The organism is Methylomonas sp. EFPC1 (assembly GCF_016925515.1).
GTDB lineage: Bacteria > Pseudomonadota > Gammaproteobacteria > Methylococcales > Methylomonadaceae > Methylomonas > Methylomonas defluvii.
Genome location: NZ_CP070494.1, coordinates 2,750,944 through 2,764,510 on the forward strand (window position 1 = coordinate 2,750,944; position 13,567 = coordinate 2,764,510).

Consider the following 13,567-nt stretch of genomic DNA (forward strand, 5'->3'; position numbering starts at 1 on the left):
CTGAGTGGCAACAAGCGAACAACTATTTAGCGGCGTTAGCCTTAGTCTAGTTGGAACCCGCTAATGCAGAATCTTTTTGCTGGCCCAGCCGAAAACGTTCGCGCTTGTCGATCTGGACGATGCGGCCGTCGTGAATCACGACTTCAACCGAGCCAAACCGAATATCCTGCACAATCGTCGCGATTTGCAATGCAATCTCCTTGTTATCGCCTTGCTTCAATGCATGGCCGTTAAGTTCAATCGCCATATAGCCTCCTGAGGTATGGTGGGTTATCGTGGTTTGATGAATCCTTGTCTTGGCAGCATTAGCGCCAATGACCGTGGGACAAATGGTAAGAAAACCACAAAGCGATTGAAAACGATATAAACAGAAATATATATCTGTTAATTGGATATATAACATGGCGAATATTTACCCTCCCATCCTGGCCGCAATAGCCAAAATTCGCCCGATTGTTATCTAAATAAAAGATTATCAATTCAATTTATATCATTTCCGTTGGCATTTAAGTTTCTCTATCCTGTCAGCACCTACTGACTGTTTCCAGAGAAACACCATGACTCAAAGCAACATCATGCCGGGCTTTCGACCGGCACTGGCCTACACCTTGTTCTACCTTGGACTGGTGGTACTGATCCCCTTGAGCACCCTGGTATTTAAGAGCTTGCAACTGGGTTGGGGCGAGTATGTGGACATCATTAGCAATAATCGAGTGGTATCGTCGTTCCGGGTCAGTTTCGGTACCTCTCTGATAGCCGCCTTGGTGGCCGGCCTGTTTGGTTTTGTGATTGCCTGGGTGTTGGTGCGTTATCCCTTTCCCGGCAAACGCTTCTTGGACGCTTTAATCGATCTACCCTTTGCCTTACCGACGGCGGTGGCCGGCGTCATATTAGCGACCATTTTTCAGCCCAGCGGCCTGCTGGGTAAATGGTTGATGAGCTCATTGGGCGTGCAAGTAGCTTATAAGCCGCTGGGCATAGTGGTGGCATTGATTTTTATCGGCATTCCTTTTGTGGTGCGGACCATCGAGCCGGTATTGCAGGAATTTGATACCACGATGGAAGAAGCGGCCTCCAGTCTGGGCGCTACTCGCTTACAAGTGTTTGCGCAGGTGATCTTTCCCAACATTTTTCCGGCACTGTTAACCGGCGTATCGCTGGCGTTTGCCCGCGGGGTGGGAGAGTACGGTTCGGTGATTTTTATCGCCGGCAATCTGCCTTATGTCTCGGAAATCGTCCCGTTATTGATCATCACCAAACTGGAGCAGTACCAATATGCCGGGGCGACGGCGATTGCACTGACGATGCTGCTAGTGTCGTTTTTGTTGCTACTGATCGTTAATTTATTGCAGCTCTGGGCGCGCCGCCGCTCCGGGCAAATTTAGGAGACATCATGCACGCCAATGTTCATGTGATTAGCGACGCCACCGGCCAAGCACACTTCAAAGCGCTACACGACCCGTTTTGGGTGCGCTGGGGCCTGGTCGGCATCGCGGTAGGTTTTATTGTGTTGTTTCTCTGCGTCCCGCTGGGTTTGGTGTTGTATCAGGCCTTCTCCAAAGGTTGGCAAGCCTATTGGACAGCGCTGGCGCAACCGGATGCCATCGCCGCGATGCAACTGACCTTGCTGGTGGCATTGATAACGGTTCCGCTGAATACCGTATTCGGCGTCGCCGCCGCCTGGGCCATCACCCGTTTTGAGTTTTGGGGCAAAAGCTTATTGACCACCTTGATCGATTTGCCATTCTCGGTATCGCCGGTTATTTCGGGCCTGATTTTTGTGCTGATGTTCGGCGCTCAAGGCTGGTTCGGACATTGGTTTTCCGAGCATGACATTAAAGTGATATTCGCGGTACCCGGCATCGTGCTCGCAACCATCTTTATCACCTTTCCTTTTGTGGCGCGCGAACTGATTCCGCTGATGCAGGAAATGGGCAACGAGGAGGAAGAAGCGGCGCTATCGCTAGGTGCCAGCGGCTGGCAGACATTTTTTAAAGTGACTTTACCCAATATCAAATGGGCTTTGCTGTACGGCGTGTTGCTGTGCAACGCCCGGGCGATGGGCGAATTCGGCGCGGTGTCCGTGGTATCCGGACATATTCGCGGCGTGACCAATACCCTGCCCTTGCATGTGGAAGTCAGTTACAACGATTACGACGTGATCGGCGCTTTTTCCAGCGCCTCGATATTAGCCTGTCTGGCCATCGTTACGCTGGTTTTGAAAAGCGTTTTGGAATGGAAGCAGGCCAGAGCCTAAAGACGAAAATACGCCGACATTCTGAGGCGTTTAACATCCGGTATTGAGATAAAAACATGAGTATTCTGCTAAACAACATCAGCAAAAACTTCGGCAAATTTGCCGCCTTGTACGACGTCAACCTGGAAATTCCGGAAGGCGAGCTGGTAGCTCTGCTGGGCCCCTCCGGTTGCGGCAAGACCACCCTGCTCAGAATCATCGCCGGCCTGGAAACCCCGGATTTCGGCCGGGTACTGCTCAGCGGCGAAGACAAGACCGAGCAACATGTCAGCCGGCGCGGGATTGGTTTTGTGTTTCAACATTACGCCTTGTTCCGGCATATGACGGTGTTCGACAACATCGCCTTCGGTTTGCGGGTCAAGCCGCGCAAGGAACGGCCTACCGAAGCCTTTATCAGCAAAAAAGTGCACTCTTTGTTGGAGTTGGTACAACTGGATTGGCTGGCCGACCGCTTCCCGGATCAATTATCAGGCGGCCAAAGGCAGCGGATAGCTTTAGCTAGAGCCCTGGCCGTAGAACCCAGCGTATTGTTGCTGGACGAACCGTTCGGCGCGTTGGACGCCAGCGTGCGCAAAGATCTGCGGCAATGGCTGCGCAATCTGCATCAGGAGTTGCATGTCACCAGTATTTTTGTGACCCACGATCAGGAAGAAGCCATGGAAGTCGCCAGCCAAGTCGTCGTATTGAATCAAGGCCGCATCGAGCAACAAGGCGCCCCGGCCGATATTTACGATCATCCGGCCAATGCCTTTGTTTCCAAATTCATCGGGCAAACCAACGTCTTCGATCTATCGGAAACCGAAAGCAACTGGCTGCAACGCGCAGGGATTCTGGCGGAAAAACCGCAAGGCATCTTCGCACACGTCCGCCCGCATCATATCGACATCGTCAAAGCCGAAGAAGCCTCCGGTTCGCCGGTAACTTTGAAAGACTGGCAACATCTGGGCGCGACGATACGCATCGAACTGTTCAATCCGCAACATAACGGTTCCGGTGCGACGCTGTTTGCGGAGATGCCCAACGAACGCTTCAAACAACTGAATTTAAACAAGGGCGACCGCGTGGCGGTGCATATCAAACAAGCGCATTGGTTTAATTGACAGCACCCCTCATAGTTCGGGCTATGCCAAACATAGCCCGGTACCGGCATTTGTACCCGGTTCGCGATTGTTGCCCATCGCTCAAATCACCCCATGGAAAGACCGATATGAATCTAAATCAGCTTGAATTATTGCGCGTCCTGAAGGACACCCAGTTCAACCAATCCAAAGCCGCGGAAATCATGCATGTCGTGCAGTCGGCCGCCAGCCGACAGTTACAATTATTGGAGGAGGAATTGGGCTCGCCGCTCTACGAACGCCACGGCAAAAAACTGCTGGGCCTGACACCGCTGGGAGAGCAGGTGATGGAACAGGTGGATAGGATCAATCAAGCCAAAAAAAACATCCTGTCGATAGCCGACGATTTTCGGGAGAATCGCAACGGTGCCTTGCATATAGCAACCACCCATACTCAAGCAAAATACTTGCTGCCGGAGCCGGTGCAAAAATTCCGGGAGAAATATCCGGGCATCACCATTTACATGGTGCAATCGTCGCCGCAAGAATTAATAGAGCAGCTCCATCAGCATCGGGCGGATATTGCCATCTGCACCGAAAAGCTGGACGAGGACGAAAAACTGGTCGTCAAATCCTGCTACGAATGGCAACACATCGCCGTAGTGCCGCGCCATCACCCCTTGGCGCAAGGCGATGTGACACTGGGCCGGCTGGCCGCATTTCCGATTTTGACCTACTCGCAAGGCTATACCGGCCGTTCGACCATCGAAAAAGCCTTTAAGAACGCGGGTAAGGAACTGGACATCACGCTGTCCGCCGCCGATTCGGACATTATCAAAACTTATGTCAGACTGGGCTTGGGCGTGGGGATTATCGCCGGTACGTCTTACGAAGCGCGCAACGACAATGATTTGGTCGCCAGGGATTTATCGCACCTGATCCCACGCTCGATGACGAAAATCGCCTATTTGAAGCAATTATATCTACCCACTTATTTGCAATATTTCATTAACGAGCTGCTTGCCAAAGCCGCCAAGGAGCATGAATATTAAAATCCGGCACGAATTTCGGTTTTGATTTCGCTATTTATCATAAGAACCGCCGTAAAAAATTCGACTTTGCGATCCTTCACGCAAAAACAAAGACTTACAAACCGCCCAACCACCGCCGCAAGCTCCTTGCACCGAGGTAAATCATATTTTTAGATTTATATATCTCAAATAGGCATTACAGATAACCGAACCAATCGAACCTGTATTGACAGCCTTCGTTTAAACCAAGTACTTTAAAAAAAATCGCTGACCGGACCACCGGAAGCCAGTACGCCTGAATTGATAAGCAGGCTGCTGGCTTTTTTTTGGCCCGCAGAAAACCGACAGGGAGTAATACCGTCATGACGCATTGGTATCCAGATAACTCGCAATCAATAGGCAAAACCCCATTAGTCCGGCTAAACCGCATTACCGACGGCGCGCCGGTGACTTTGCTGGCTAAAATCGAAGGCCGCAATCCGGCTTATTCCGTGAAATGCCGCATCGGCGCGGCGATGATTAACGACGCCCAGCAACGCGGCTTGCTGACCGCCGGCAAAGAACTGATAGAACCCACCAGCGGCAATACCGGCATCGCCCTAGCCTTCGTAGCCGCCGCGCGCGGCATTCCACTGACCCTGACCATGCCGGAAACCATGAGTCTGGAACGGCGCAAATTATTGGTGGCTTATGGCGCCAAACTGGTCCTCACCGAAGGCGCCAAGGGCATGAAAGGCGCGATAGCCAAAGCCGAAGAAATTGCGGCCTCCGATCCGGACCGCTATGTACTGCTGCAACAGTTTAAAAACCCCGCCAACCCCAGCATCCACGAACTAACGACTGGCCCGGAAATCTGGACCGACAGCGACGGTGCCATCGACATTTTAGTCTCCGGCGTCGGTACCGGCGGCACGATTACCGGGGTTTCGCGCTATATCAAATTCAAACAACGCAAACCTATCATTTCTATTGCGGTAGAACCGGAAACTAGCCCAGTGTTAACACAGTTCCGGGCTGGCGAACCGCTACAGCCGGCGCCCCATAAGATCCAGGGCATCGGTGCCGGTTTCGTGCCGGATGTACTGGATTTATCCTTGGTTGACGAAATTGCCTTGGTCAGTAACGACGATGCCATAGCCTATGCCCGCCGCCTGGCGCGCGAGGAAGGCATCTTGGCCGGCATTTCCTGCGGTGCGGCAGTGGCCGCCGCGGTGCGGGTGGCCAAGCGTCCGGAACACGAAGGCAAAACCATTGTGGTCATCTTGCCGGATTCCGGCGAGCGCTACTTGAGCTCGGCCTTGTTCGAAGGCCTGTTCGATCCGCAAGGTGTAGCGCTATGACCTTAAGCGAACACGGCCAACGCTGGGAAATCGATGCTCTGGTTGCAGAACTGCGCGAACTGCGCCTGCAATCTCTGGAAAACCGGCATCGCCGTGAACATCCGCCCAAATTGCCTTCCCGTAAGATTTTGAGCCAAATCGTCGACAACTTGGGCGCGGCGCTGTTCCCAAACCGGCTGGGAATGCCCGACCTGACTGACGAAGGCATCGATTATTTCGTCGGCCACACGCTGGATAGTCTGCTACGGCAATTGCAACGGCAAATCGGCCTGGAATTGCAATTTGTCGCCGAACAGCAAGGCCTATCCGTGGATACTCGCAGCCAAGCGACAGACATCACCCGGCAGTTTGCGGCCCAGTTGCCTGCTGTGCGGCAATTGATCGACACAGATATTCAAGCTGCCTACGAGGGCGACCCCGCCGCGCGTTGCGCCGATGAAGTGTTGGTTTGCTATCCAGGCATCACCGCGGTGATTCATCACCGACTAGCGCATGTGCTGTACCAATTGGGTCTGCCGTTGGTGGCGCGCGTGATCAGCGAAGTTGCGCATTCCGCCACTGGGATCGACATCCATCCGGGCGCGCAAATCGGCGAAAGCTTTTTTATCGATCACGGCACCGGTGTGGTAATCGGCGAAACGGCAGTCATCGGCCGCCGAGTGCGCTTATATCAAGCGGTGACGCTGGGCGCCAAACGCTTTGACAAGGACGACAACGGCATTCTGGTCAAGGGTAACGCCCGCCACCCCATCGTTGAAGACGATGTGGTGATTTATGCCGGTGCCACGATCCTGGGACGTATCACCATTGGCCGCGGCTCGACGATAGGCGGCAACGTCTGGCTCACCCACAGCGTGCCGCCGGACAGCCTGGTCAGCCAGGGCCAGAATCGCACGGAAGTATTTGCCGGCGGCGGCGGGATTTAATCTCAACGGCAAATCGGCGCTTTTTCAAACCAACATTGATTAATCAGTCACTAAAAACACTTTAACCAACCACCACCCACTAAGAAAGGAAAATCACCATGTCAGACATTCATCAAGCCCATACCGCGTTAGGCGACGTCGCTGCGCGCACCTTATCCAACGCCACCAAAACCGTGCCCATGATGGGTACGATCACGCCTCGCTGGCTGGTGCATTTAATGCACTGGGTACCAGTCGAAGCGGGTATTTACCGGGTCAACAAAGTGAAAAGCGAAACCAGCATCGCCGTGGATTGCTCCAGCCTGGACGAAAAAGTGTTGCCGCAAACCTATGTGGATTACGAAGAATGGGGTCGCGAATATCGCTTGAACGCCGTCAACACCGTGCTAGACGTTCACACCCGCGTGGCCGATTTGTACAGCAGCCCTTACAACCAAATCCACGAACAGCTGCGCTTGACCATCGAAACCGTCAAAGAGCGTCAAGAAAGCGAGCTGATCAACAATGCCGAATACGGCTTGTTGAACAACGTCGCGCCCGCGCAAAAAGTGCAAACCCGCAAAGGCTCGCCAACTCCTGACGACCTGGACGAATTGATTGCCCGAGTCTGGAAAGAACCCGCCTTCTTCCTGGCCCACCCACGCGCCATCGCCGCCTTCGGCCGCGAAGCGACTCGCCGCGGCACACCGCCACCAACCATTTCCATGTTCGGTTCGCAATTTTTAACTTGGCGCGGCCTGCCTTTGATTCCGACCGACAAGCTAAAAATCACCAACGGCAAAACCAATATCCTGCTGTTGCGCACCGGCGAAAGCCGTCAAGGCGTAGTCGGTTTGTATCAACCCAATCTGACCGACGAACTGAGCATGGGCCTGTCCGTGCGTTTCATGGGCATCAACCACAAAGCTATCGCCTCCTATCTGGTCTCCCTGTATTGCTCGCTGGCGGTGTTGACCGAGGACGCCATCGGCGTATTGGAGAATGTCGAAATAGGCAACTACTATGACTACCAATAACGTTGACCTGGCTGGCCTGGCGCAACAAGCGCTGAGCGGCGGCACCGTGCCCGCGGGCTTGCCGGATGCCGCCGAATTGACGCGCTTGGCCAATCAGATTTTCCTGGAAGTGCCTAATGCTGGCGAAGCCATCGATACCGTACCGGTCTCGGCGGCAACTGCCGTACCGTTTAATAACGTCAGTTCCGGTTTCGACTCCCGGCCTGGCATCGACGACACGGCTATCTCAGCCTTGGTGCAACGCAGTTTTGCTTTGCCCGGCACGGCGGATTTGCAAACCACTCTTGCCACACCGTTCGGTAAAAGCCAACCCACCACGCCTAGCGCATCATCGTTTTATTTTTTAAACGACGTATCGGCATTGGCTCGCGCGGCGCAAAGTCCGGGTTTAGGTTCTGCGCATCCGCCGTTTGACGTACATGCAGTGCGGCGAGATTTTCCGATTTTGCAAGAGCGGGTAAACGGTTACCCGCTGGCCTGGCTGGATAACGCCGCCACTACGCAAAAGCCGCAGGTGGTGATTGATCGGATTTCCGAGTTTTATCAGAACGAAAACTCCAACATCCACCGTGCCGCGCATGAATTGGCGGCACGAGCTACCGATGCCTATGAAGGCGCACGACAAATCGTCGCGCGTTTTATCAATGCCTCGTCCGCCGATGAAGTGGTCTTCGTGCGTGGCGCTACTGAAGCCATCAATCTGGTAGCCAAAAGTTGGGGCAAGCAAAACATTGGCGCGGGCGACGAAATTGTCATCAGCTGGCTGGAACATCACGCCAATATCGTGCCCTGGCAGCAATTATGCGCGGAAACCGGTGCGGTACTCCGAGTGATCCCGGTCGACGATAACGGCCAAGTGATTTTGTCCGAGTATCAAAAACTGCTGAATGCCAAAACCAAGCTGGTGTCGTTTACCCAGGTCTCCAATGCTTTAGGTACTGTCACGCCGGCGCAGGAAATGATCGAACTAGCCCACCGGGCCGGGGCGAAAGTATTGCTGGACGGCGCGCAATCGGTGTCGCATCTGAAGGTTGATGTACAGTCCTTGGATTGCGATTGGTTGGCGTTTTCCGGCCACAAGATCTTCGGTCCGACCGGTATCGGCGTGCTGTACGGCAAGGCGGAAGTTCTGGAGGCTACCCAGCCTTGGCAAGGCGGCGGGAATATGATCGAAGACGTCACCTTCGAGAAAACCGTCTACCAACCGGCACCCGCCAAATTCGAAGCCGGCACCGGCAATATTGCCGATGCGGTGGGTTTGGGTGCGGCGCTGGAATACCTGAACAAGATCGGTATCGAAAATATAGCTCGCTACGAGCATGAGTTGCTGGTTTATGCGATGCATGCCTTGCAAGCTATACCGGGTCTGCGTTTGATCGGCACCGCGCCGGAAAAAACCAGCGTGGCGTCGTTCGTGATAGACGGTCATAGCACTCAAGATATTGGTAAAGCCTTGAATGAGGCCGGCATTGCCGTGCGCTCCGGACATCATTGCGCACAGCCCATCTTGCGCCGCTTTGGCTTGGAAAGTACCGTCAGACCCTCGTTGGCGTTTTATAACACTTACGAGGAAATCGATAGGTTAACGGCAACCCTAAAACGGTTGCAGTGCACTTCTCGGCGGTTCTAGCCTAACATTTTGAGGTCAAGGCGGCATACAGTCTTGGCCTCAAATACTCGCGCTGGACATGCCAACCTATTTTTAGCAGCACTTTCAATGTGAGGAAGTGCGAAAAAGCCGCTATAAAACCATCTTGGTTCTCGGCTTATATCTTAGCTTATCGGTAACGCCAATTATCCTGGCGTTACCGAGCATTTATCTTAACTACGGGTTTCCGTAGCCAGTTCCAGCACCGACTGCGGTCCGGCCGCCTTGCGTTTTTTCGGCTTAAAGGTTTTGACCAACCGTTTCCATCCAACCACCAGCGAACTGGCGCCCAATACCAAACCGAAACCCACCCAGGTCAACATCCAGGCATCCCAAATTGGCCGGTGATACAACCAACCGAAATCCCAATGATGCAAACCGGAATATAACCAGCGAAACACCCGCCGACTGCGATCCAGTTTGGCCAGCAAGCTACCGTCTTGCGGGTCCAGATAAAACCGGGTGCCGGCTGCGTCCGCCAACTGCACCGCCACCACCGGCAACGGCTTTTCCACCAAGCTTTGATGGTGCCGCCGGTAATAATAGCTGTCGTAGTCTTCCAAGAGTTCCTGACTGGCGATGGGCGTATCTTGCGACACACGCATAATCGCGTCGGTTACCGAGATTTTATTGAATTGCTGAACCGCCCCATCCACCGCTTGCGGTAATCGCTGACCATCGCGGCCATAAGCCAATAACACCGCTTCACCGCCCAAGCGGCGCCAACCCAACTCGACGATGTCCTTACCCTCGGCCGTATTCAGCGGGCCGGGTTGCCAATTGCGCATCGCCTCGGGTAACACCTTGCCCAAATAACGGTTCAGCTCTTGCCGGGATGGATTGGCTTCGGAAAATAATTTGCCGGGATTGGTATCGATAAATCCGCTCAGCGCCCAGAACAGCGCGACGGTCCCGCCGATCAAACCGCTCCAGAAATGCCATTTAAACCAAAACTCCCGGTACGGTTGCGTGCGGCCTTGCGAGTAAGTGGGCTTGCCGTTAAAACCCGGCCGCCAGCGCAGCCAACCGATAATTAAACCGGTGATGCACGCAATAGTCGCGCCCAAGCCCGACCATAATTGCACATCGTGGCGATATTGGCCCAGACCGATGGCCTCTAAAGGTTTGAATAAATGCAGCCAATTGCCGGCGTAGTAAAACGCCCTATCGACGCGGGTCGAGGCATGCAGCACTTCGCCGGTACGTGCCGAAATCAACAACTCGTCGCCGTCGTCGCTAGCTACCCGATGAAACGGCCGCAAAGCCTCCTGATTGCGCAGAATAATCGGCGCTTCCACCGTTTCCACTACTTGCAAATTATGGTTAATACCCTCGCGTTTGAACCAGTCGTCGGCGATGCGTAACGCCTGCTCCACTGAAGTTTCGCGCAAGCTGCCGTCCAGTGCGGACAGCGCAAAGCGCGCACCTTTGGTATCTTCCACCAGCCAAAACGGCTCGTCGTTACGTCTTACCAAGCGGGCCTCGGCTATACCGACAGACGCTTCGGCCCCATTGCCCGCTTCGGTTTTAGCTTGCGTGCCATGTTCACCCATGTTGGCCGGCTTGGATTGATGCTGCGCGGCAAACAGCTTGCGCTGCTCGGCACTGCGGTCCCAGGCTTCGCCCAGACTCAACCAGCCGGCTTCGGGTGCCAGGCTTTCCGCGTGCGCCAATTGCTGGCTGCGGCTTTGCGTAGTCGGCGTCGAATAGATAATCGCGATGCCGGTAAAAAACCAGAAAAACATGAACAAAGCCAAAACCACCCCCAGCCAGCGGTGGGTTTCATATAACAACCAATTCAAAGACTTTTTCATTGCCGCCCTCCTAAACGCCCTTTGTTGATGACACTATCCGTTGAAAATAACTTTGCACTTCGCCCCCTACTGCACACTTCCTTAAACCCTTATTGGCCCGCCTGCGCGGAGTTACCTAAACCTTGCACAATCTCCAAGGCCTTTTCGACATTTTCGGCGGGTTGCAAGTCGCCGACGCTGGCGACAATCTTGCCGTCCGCCGCTACCACAAACGTGGTCCTAGTGATGGCACCGTGATTGACTTGTACGCCGCGGCTGTCCAAGCGCCCGGTTTTCGACTCGTCCACGCTCAAGCCGTAAGCATTGGCGATCTTGCCGTCCGCATCCGAGGCCACCGGAAATTTGCTGGCGCAGTACTCAGGATCGGCCGAGAACTCGTTCAACCGCTCGATGCTATCCAAAGACACGCCCACAATCGTCGCACCGGCGGCGAATTTGTCGTGATTGATCGCAAAGGTTCTTGCCTCAATATTGCAGCCGCGCCCGTAAGCGGTCGGATAGAAATACACCACCACTGGACCCTTGCCGCGCGCTTCCTTCAAGGAATAGGCAAACGGCTTGCCGGCAAACGAGGCTTGGGTCTGGAAATCGGGTGCCACATCGCCTTCTTGCAAGCCGGCCAGCGCCGAGAACGCGACTAACAGCAATAGTGCGCTACCCAGAAAAAAACGTTTCATATCAACTCCGTAAAAAGGATGGGAATAAGCTTCCGGCGGGACACGCATCTGCTTACAAGCCCGATAGGTATTCGACCAAGGCATTCAATTCGTCGTCGTTCAAGGACTTGGCGACTTTGTTCATCACGGCTTCCGGGCTATTTTTGCGTTCGCCCAGCTTCCAATTGGTCAATTGACTGCGCAGATAAACCCGACGCTGGCCACCTATCACCGGGTAAATGACGTTATCCACCACCTTGCCTTTACCGTTTTCGCCGTGGCAACTGGCGCACGCAGGTAAATCCCGGGCTGCATCGCCGTTTAAAAACAAATTTTTAGCGAGCGGATTGTCGGCAATCCGGTCGCCGCGCATGACTTGTTGGCTGGCAAAATAAGCGGCGATGTCGGCCATGTCTTCTTGAGTCAGATCGGCGGCCATCACATTCATGATTTCATGGCTGCGGGTGCCGGATTTAAAATCTCTGAGTTGTTTAACCAAATAACCGGCGTATTGACCGGCGTGGCTGGGAATTCTGACATCGCCGCTGTTGCCGTCTTCGCCATGACACTCCTGGCAACGTTCGTCAGCCGACTTTTGTTTACCGGCGACCGGATTGCCGGTGCCGATGCGCTGCTGGGCAAGCTCAGCGCCCTGCTCCGCGAATACAGTTTTCGCCGAGGCCAACAAGGCAAAGGTACTGACGGCCAGCCACGGACTGCGGCGGCGCCAATTACGCCTTGCTCTGCGGCGTTTGGTTTCGGGCGACACAGCACTTAGCCAACGGCAAAACCCCATGCCTAGTTCGCCTTCGGTCGCTCAGCGGCGAGCTTTTCCACGATTTCCAGTGCTTTGGCGACATTTTCTTCCGGCTTCAAGCCGCCCAAGGTCGCGGCGATTTTGCCGTTCGGCGTGATCACAAACGTAGTGCGTTCGGCAAAGCCGTGGTTGATTTCCACGCCTCGGCTATCGGTTTTACCCGGCGCGGCGGCTTTCACGGCAATATCGTAATTGCCGGAGATTTTGCCGTCGGCATCGGATGCCACCGGAAACTTGCTGGCGCAATAATTGGGGTCGGCGGAAAAGTCGTTCAGGCGTTCGATGCTGTCCAGCGAGACACCGACGATGCTGGCGCCGGCGGCGGCAAATTTTTCGTGATTGACCGCAAAACTATGCGCCTGCAAATTACAACCGCCGGTATAAGCGGACGGATAGAAGTAAACGACGACCGGGCCTTTTTTCAAAGCATCTTCCAGCGTGTAATTAAAAGCCTTGCCGGCCAGGGAGGCTTGCGCTTGAAAATCCGGGGCCGGATGGCCTTCTGGGAGCGCGGCCATCACCGGCAAAGCAAATACGGCAGGCAGCAGGCTTTTCAAAAATAAGTTTTTCATAATGCTTCAATTAGAGGGGTTTGTATTTGTCGTGGCAGGCGCCGCGGCATTGTTTGGAAAAGTCGTTGGCGGCCACAGCAGCCGTATCGAAATCGCCAGCCGTCAGTGCATTCTGAATATTCGCCGCCTTGTCCTGATATTCCTTGGCGTTATGCGTGGCGTCGTCAGCGTTGCCACGCTTGGCAAAAAATCCTTCGACCAGTTTGAATTCGTCCTGTAATTGCTTGGCTTGGGTTACCGCGGTGTTGGCGTCCTTGGCGGCAATATTGTTTTGCACTTCCTGAATTTTGGTTTCCACATCATTCATTAACTCTTCGAAATCAAATTCGCTTTCGGCAATCACCGCGCTGCTGCTGAGAACCAACCCAATTCCGAAAAGATAAATCGTCTTTCGCATATCGTTAACCCTGTCGCGGCATTACCCGCCTTATT

Annotated in this window: 14 protein-coding genes; 8 read left to right on the top strand and 6 right to left on the bottom strand. The window is 54.1% G+C overall.

All coding sequences use genetic code 11. The features are described 5' to 3' along the window. Positions 1-46 precede the first annotated feature (46 nt). Positions 47-247 carry a YezD family protein gene (locus JWZ98_RS12755; protein WP_171695615.1) on the bottom strand — a complete coding sequence of 67 codons (201 nt, stop codon included), beginning with the start codon at positions 245-247 and terminating at the stop codon, positions 47-49. Positions 248-557: 310 nt separating this feature from the next. On the opposite strand from JWZ98_RS12755, the gene cysT reads away from it, so the two are divergent. The 8 genes from cysT to JWZ98_RS12795 all read left to right on the top strand — a co-directional run bounded on the left by cysT (position 558) and on the right by JWZ98_RS12795 (position 9,258). Then, positions 558-1,385 (top strand): sulfate ABC transporter permease subunit CysT, encoded by an 828-nt coding sequence (gene cysT, locus JWZ98_RS12760; protein WP_205450326.1) that lies wholly within the window; start codon positions 558-560, stop codon positions 1,383-1,385. 8 nt (positions 1,386-1,393) lie between these two features. After that, complete coding sequence (gene cysW, locus JWZ98_RS12765) at positions 1,394-2,257, top strand: sulfate ABC transporter permease subunit CysW (protein WP_033156393.1); 864 nt, start codon at positions 1,394-1,396, stop codon at positions 2,255-2,257. 56 nt (positions 2,258-2,313) lie between these two features. Beyond that, a complete protein-coding gene (locus JWZ98_RS12770; RefSeq protein WP_033156394.1) occupies positions 2,314-3,357 on the top strand; it encodes a sulfate ABC transporter ATP-binding protein in 1,044 nt (347 codons plus the stop codon). 107 nt (positions 3,358-3,464) lie between these two features. Beyond that, positions 3,465-4,367: a LysR substrate-binding domain-containing protein gene (locus JWZ98_RS12775; RefSeq protein ID WP_171695617.1), complete on the top strand. Its 903-nt coding sequence runs from the start codon at positions 3,465-3,467 to the stop codon at positions 4,365-4,367. 341 nt (positions 4,368-4,708) lie between these two features. Beyond that, positions 4,709-5,686: a cysteine synthase A gene (cysK, locus tag JWZ98_RS12780; RefSeq protein ID WP_171695618.1), complete on the top strand. Its 978-nt coding sequence runs from the start codon at positions 4,709-4,711 to the stop codon at positions 5,684-5,686. Further along, on the top strand, positions 5,683-6,612 hold the full coding sequence (gene epsC, locus JWZ98_RS12785; protein WP_171695619.1) for a serine O-acetyltransferase EpsC: 930 nt from the start codon (positions 5,683-5,685) through the stop codon (positions 6,610-6,612). Before cysK ends, epsC begins: the two co-directional genes overlap by 4 nt. Positions 6,613-6,710: 98 nt before the next feature. After that, positions 6,711-7,628 (top strand): family 2A encapsulin nanocompartment shell protein, encoded by a 918-nt coding sequence (locus tag JWZ98_RS12790; RefSeq protein ID WP_020481377.1) that lies wholly within the window; start codon positions 6,711-6,713, stop codon positions 7,626-7,628. Then, positions 7,615-9,258: a family 2A encapsulin nanocompartment cargo protein cysteine desulfurase gene (locus JWZ98_RS12795; protein WP_205450327.1), complete on the top strand. Its 1,644-nt coding sequence runs from the start codon at positions 7,615-7,617 to the stop codon at positions 9,256-9,258. Before JWZ98_RS12790 ends, JWZ98_RS12795 begins: the two co-directional genes overlap by 14 nt. Positions 9,259-9,449: 191 nt before the next feature. Here JWZ98_RS12795 and JWZ98_RS12800 read toward each other — a convergent pair whose 3' ends face one another. The 5 genes from JWZ98_RS12800 to JWZ98_RS12820 all read right to left on the bottom strand — a co-directional run bounded on the left by JWZ98_RS12800 (position 9,450) and on the right by JWZ98_RS12820 (position 13,532). Next, positions 9,450-11,090 (bottom strand): PepSY domain-containing protein, encoded by a 1,641-nt coding sequence (locus tag JWZ98_RS12800; protein WP_205450328.1) that lies wholly within the window; start codon positions 11,088-11,090, stop codon positions 9,450-9,452. Between the two features lie 89 nt (positions 11,091-11,179). Next, on the bottom strand, positions 11,180-11,767 hold the full coding sequence (locus JWZ98_RS12805) for a peroxiredoxin (RefSeq protein WP_205450329.1): 588 nt from the start codon (positions 11,765-11,767) through the stop codon (positions 11,180-11,182). 52 nt (positions 11,768-11,819) lie between these two features. Further along, the gene (locus tag JWZ98_RS12810; protein WP_205450330.1) at positions 11,820-12,542 is read right to left on the bottom strand and encodes a c-type cytochrome; all 723 of its coding nucleotides are present in this window, start codon (positions 12,540-12,542) and stop codon (positions 11,820-11,822) included. Positions 12,543-12,544: 2 nt separating this feature from the next. Then, positions 12,545-13,135, bottom strand: a complete 591-nt coding sequence (locus JWZ98_RS12815; RefSeq protein WP_205450331.1) for a peroxiredoxin — start codon at positions 13,133-13,135, stop codon at positions 12,545-12,547. Positions 13,136-13,145: 10 nt separating this feature from the next. After that, positions 13,146-13,532, bottom strand: a complete 387-nt coding sequence (locus JWZ98_RS12820; protein ID WP_033156401.1) for a hypothetical protein — start codon at positions 13,530-13,532, stop codon at positions 13,146-13,148. Between the last annotated feature and the right edge of the window lie 35 nt (positions 13,533-13,567).

Excerpts from the sequence above, each read along its gene's own strand:
- JWZ98_RS12755 (WP_171695615.1), bottom strand. The coding sequence starts at position 247 with ATGGCGATTGAACTTAACGGCCATGCATTGAAGCAAGGCGATAACAAG.
- cysT (WP_205450326.1), top strand. The coding sequence starts at position 558 with ATGACTCAAAGCAACATCATGCCGGGCTTTCGACCGGCACTGGCCTAC.
- cysW (WP_033156393.1), top strand. The coding sequence starts at position 1,394 with ATGCACGCCAATGTTCATGTGATTAGCGACGCCACCGGCCAAGCACAC.
- JWZ98_RS12770 (WP_033156394.1), top strand. The coding sequence starts at position 2,314 with ATGAGTATTCTGCTAAACAACATCAGCAAAAACTTCGGCAAATTTGCC.
- JWZ98_RS12775 (WP_171695617.1), top strand. The coding sequence starts at position 3,465 with ATGAATCTAAATCAGCTTGAATTATTGCGCGTCCTGAAGGACACCCAG.
- cysK (WP_171695618.1), top strand. The coding sequence starts at position 4,709 with ATGACGCATTGGTATCCAGATAACTCGCAATCAATAGGCAAAACCCCA.
- epsC (WP_171695619.1), top strand. The coding sequence starts at position 5,683 with ATGACCTTAAGCGAACACGGCCAACGCTGGGAAATCGATGCTCTGGTT.
- JWZ98_RS12790 (WP_020481377.1), top strand. The coding sequence starts at position 6,711 with ATGTCAGACATTCATCAAGCCCATACCGCGTTAGGCGACGTCGCTGCG.
- JWZ98_RS12795 (WP_205450327.1), top strand. The coding sequence starts at position 7,615 with ATGACTACCAATAACGTTGACCTGGCTGGCCTGGCGCAACAAGCGCTG.
- JWZ98_RS12800 (WP_205450328.1), bottom strand. The coding sequence starts at position 11,090 with ATGAAAAAGTCTTTGAATTGGTTGTTATATGAAACCCACCGCTGGCTG.
- JWZ98_RS12805 (WP_205450329.1), bottom strand. The coding sequence starts at position 11,767 with ATGAAACGTTTTTTTCTGGGTAGCGCACTATTGCTGTTAGTCGCGTTC.
- JWZ98_RS12810 (WP_205450330.1), bottom strand. The coding sequence starts at position 12,542 with ATGGGGTTTTGCCGTTGGCTAAGTGCTGTGTCGCCCGAAACCAAACGC.
- JWZ98_RS12815 (WP_205450331.1), bottom strand. The coding sequence starts at position 13,135 with ATGAAAAACTTATTTTTGAAAAGCCTGCTGCCTGCCGTATTTGCTTTG.
- JWZ98_RS12820 (WP_033156401.1), bottom strand. The coding sequence starts at position 13,532 with ATGCGAAAGACGATTTATCTTTTCGGAATTGGGTTGGTTCTCAGCAGC.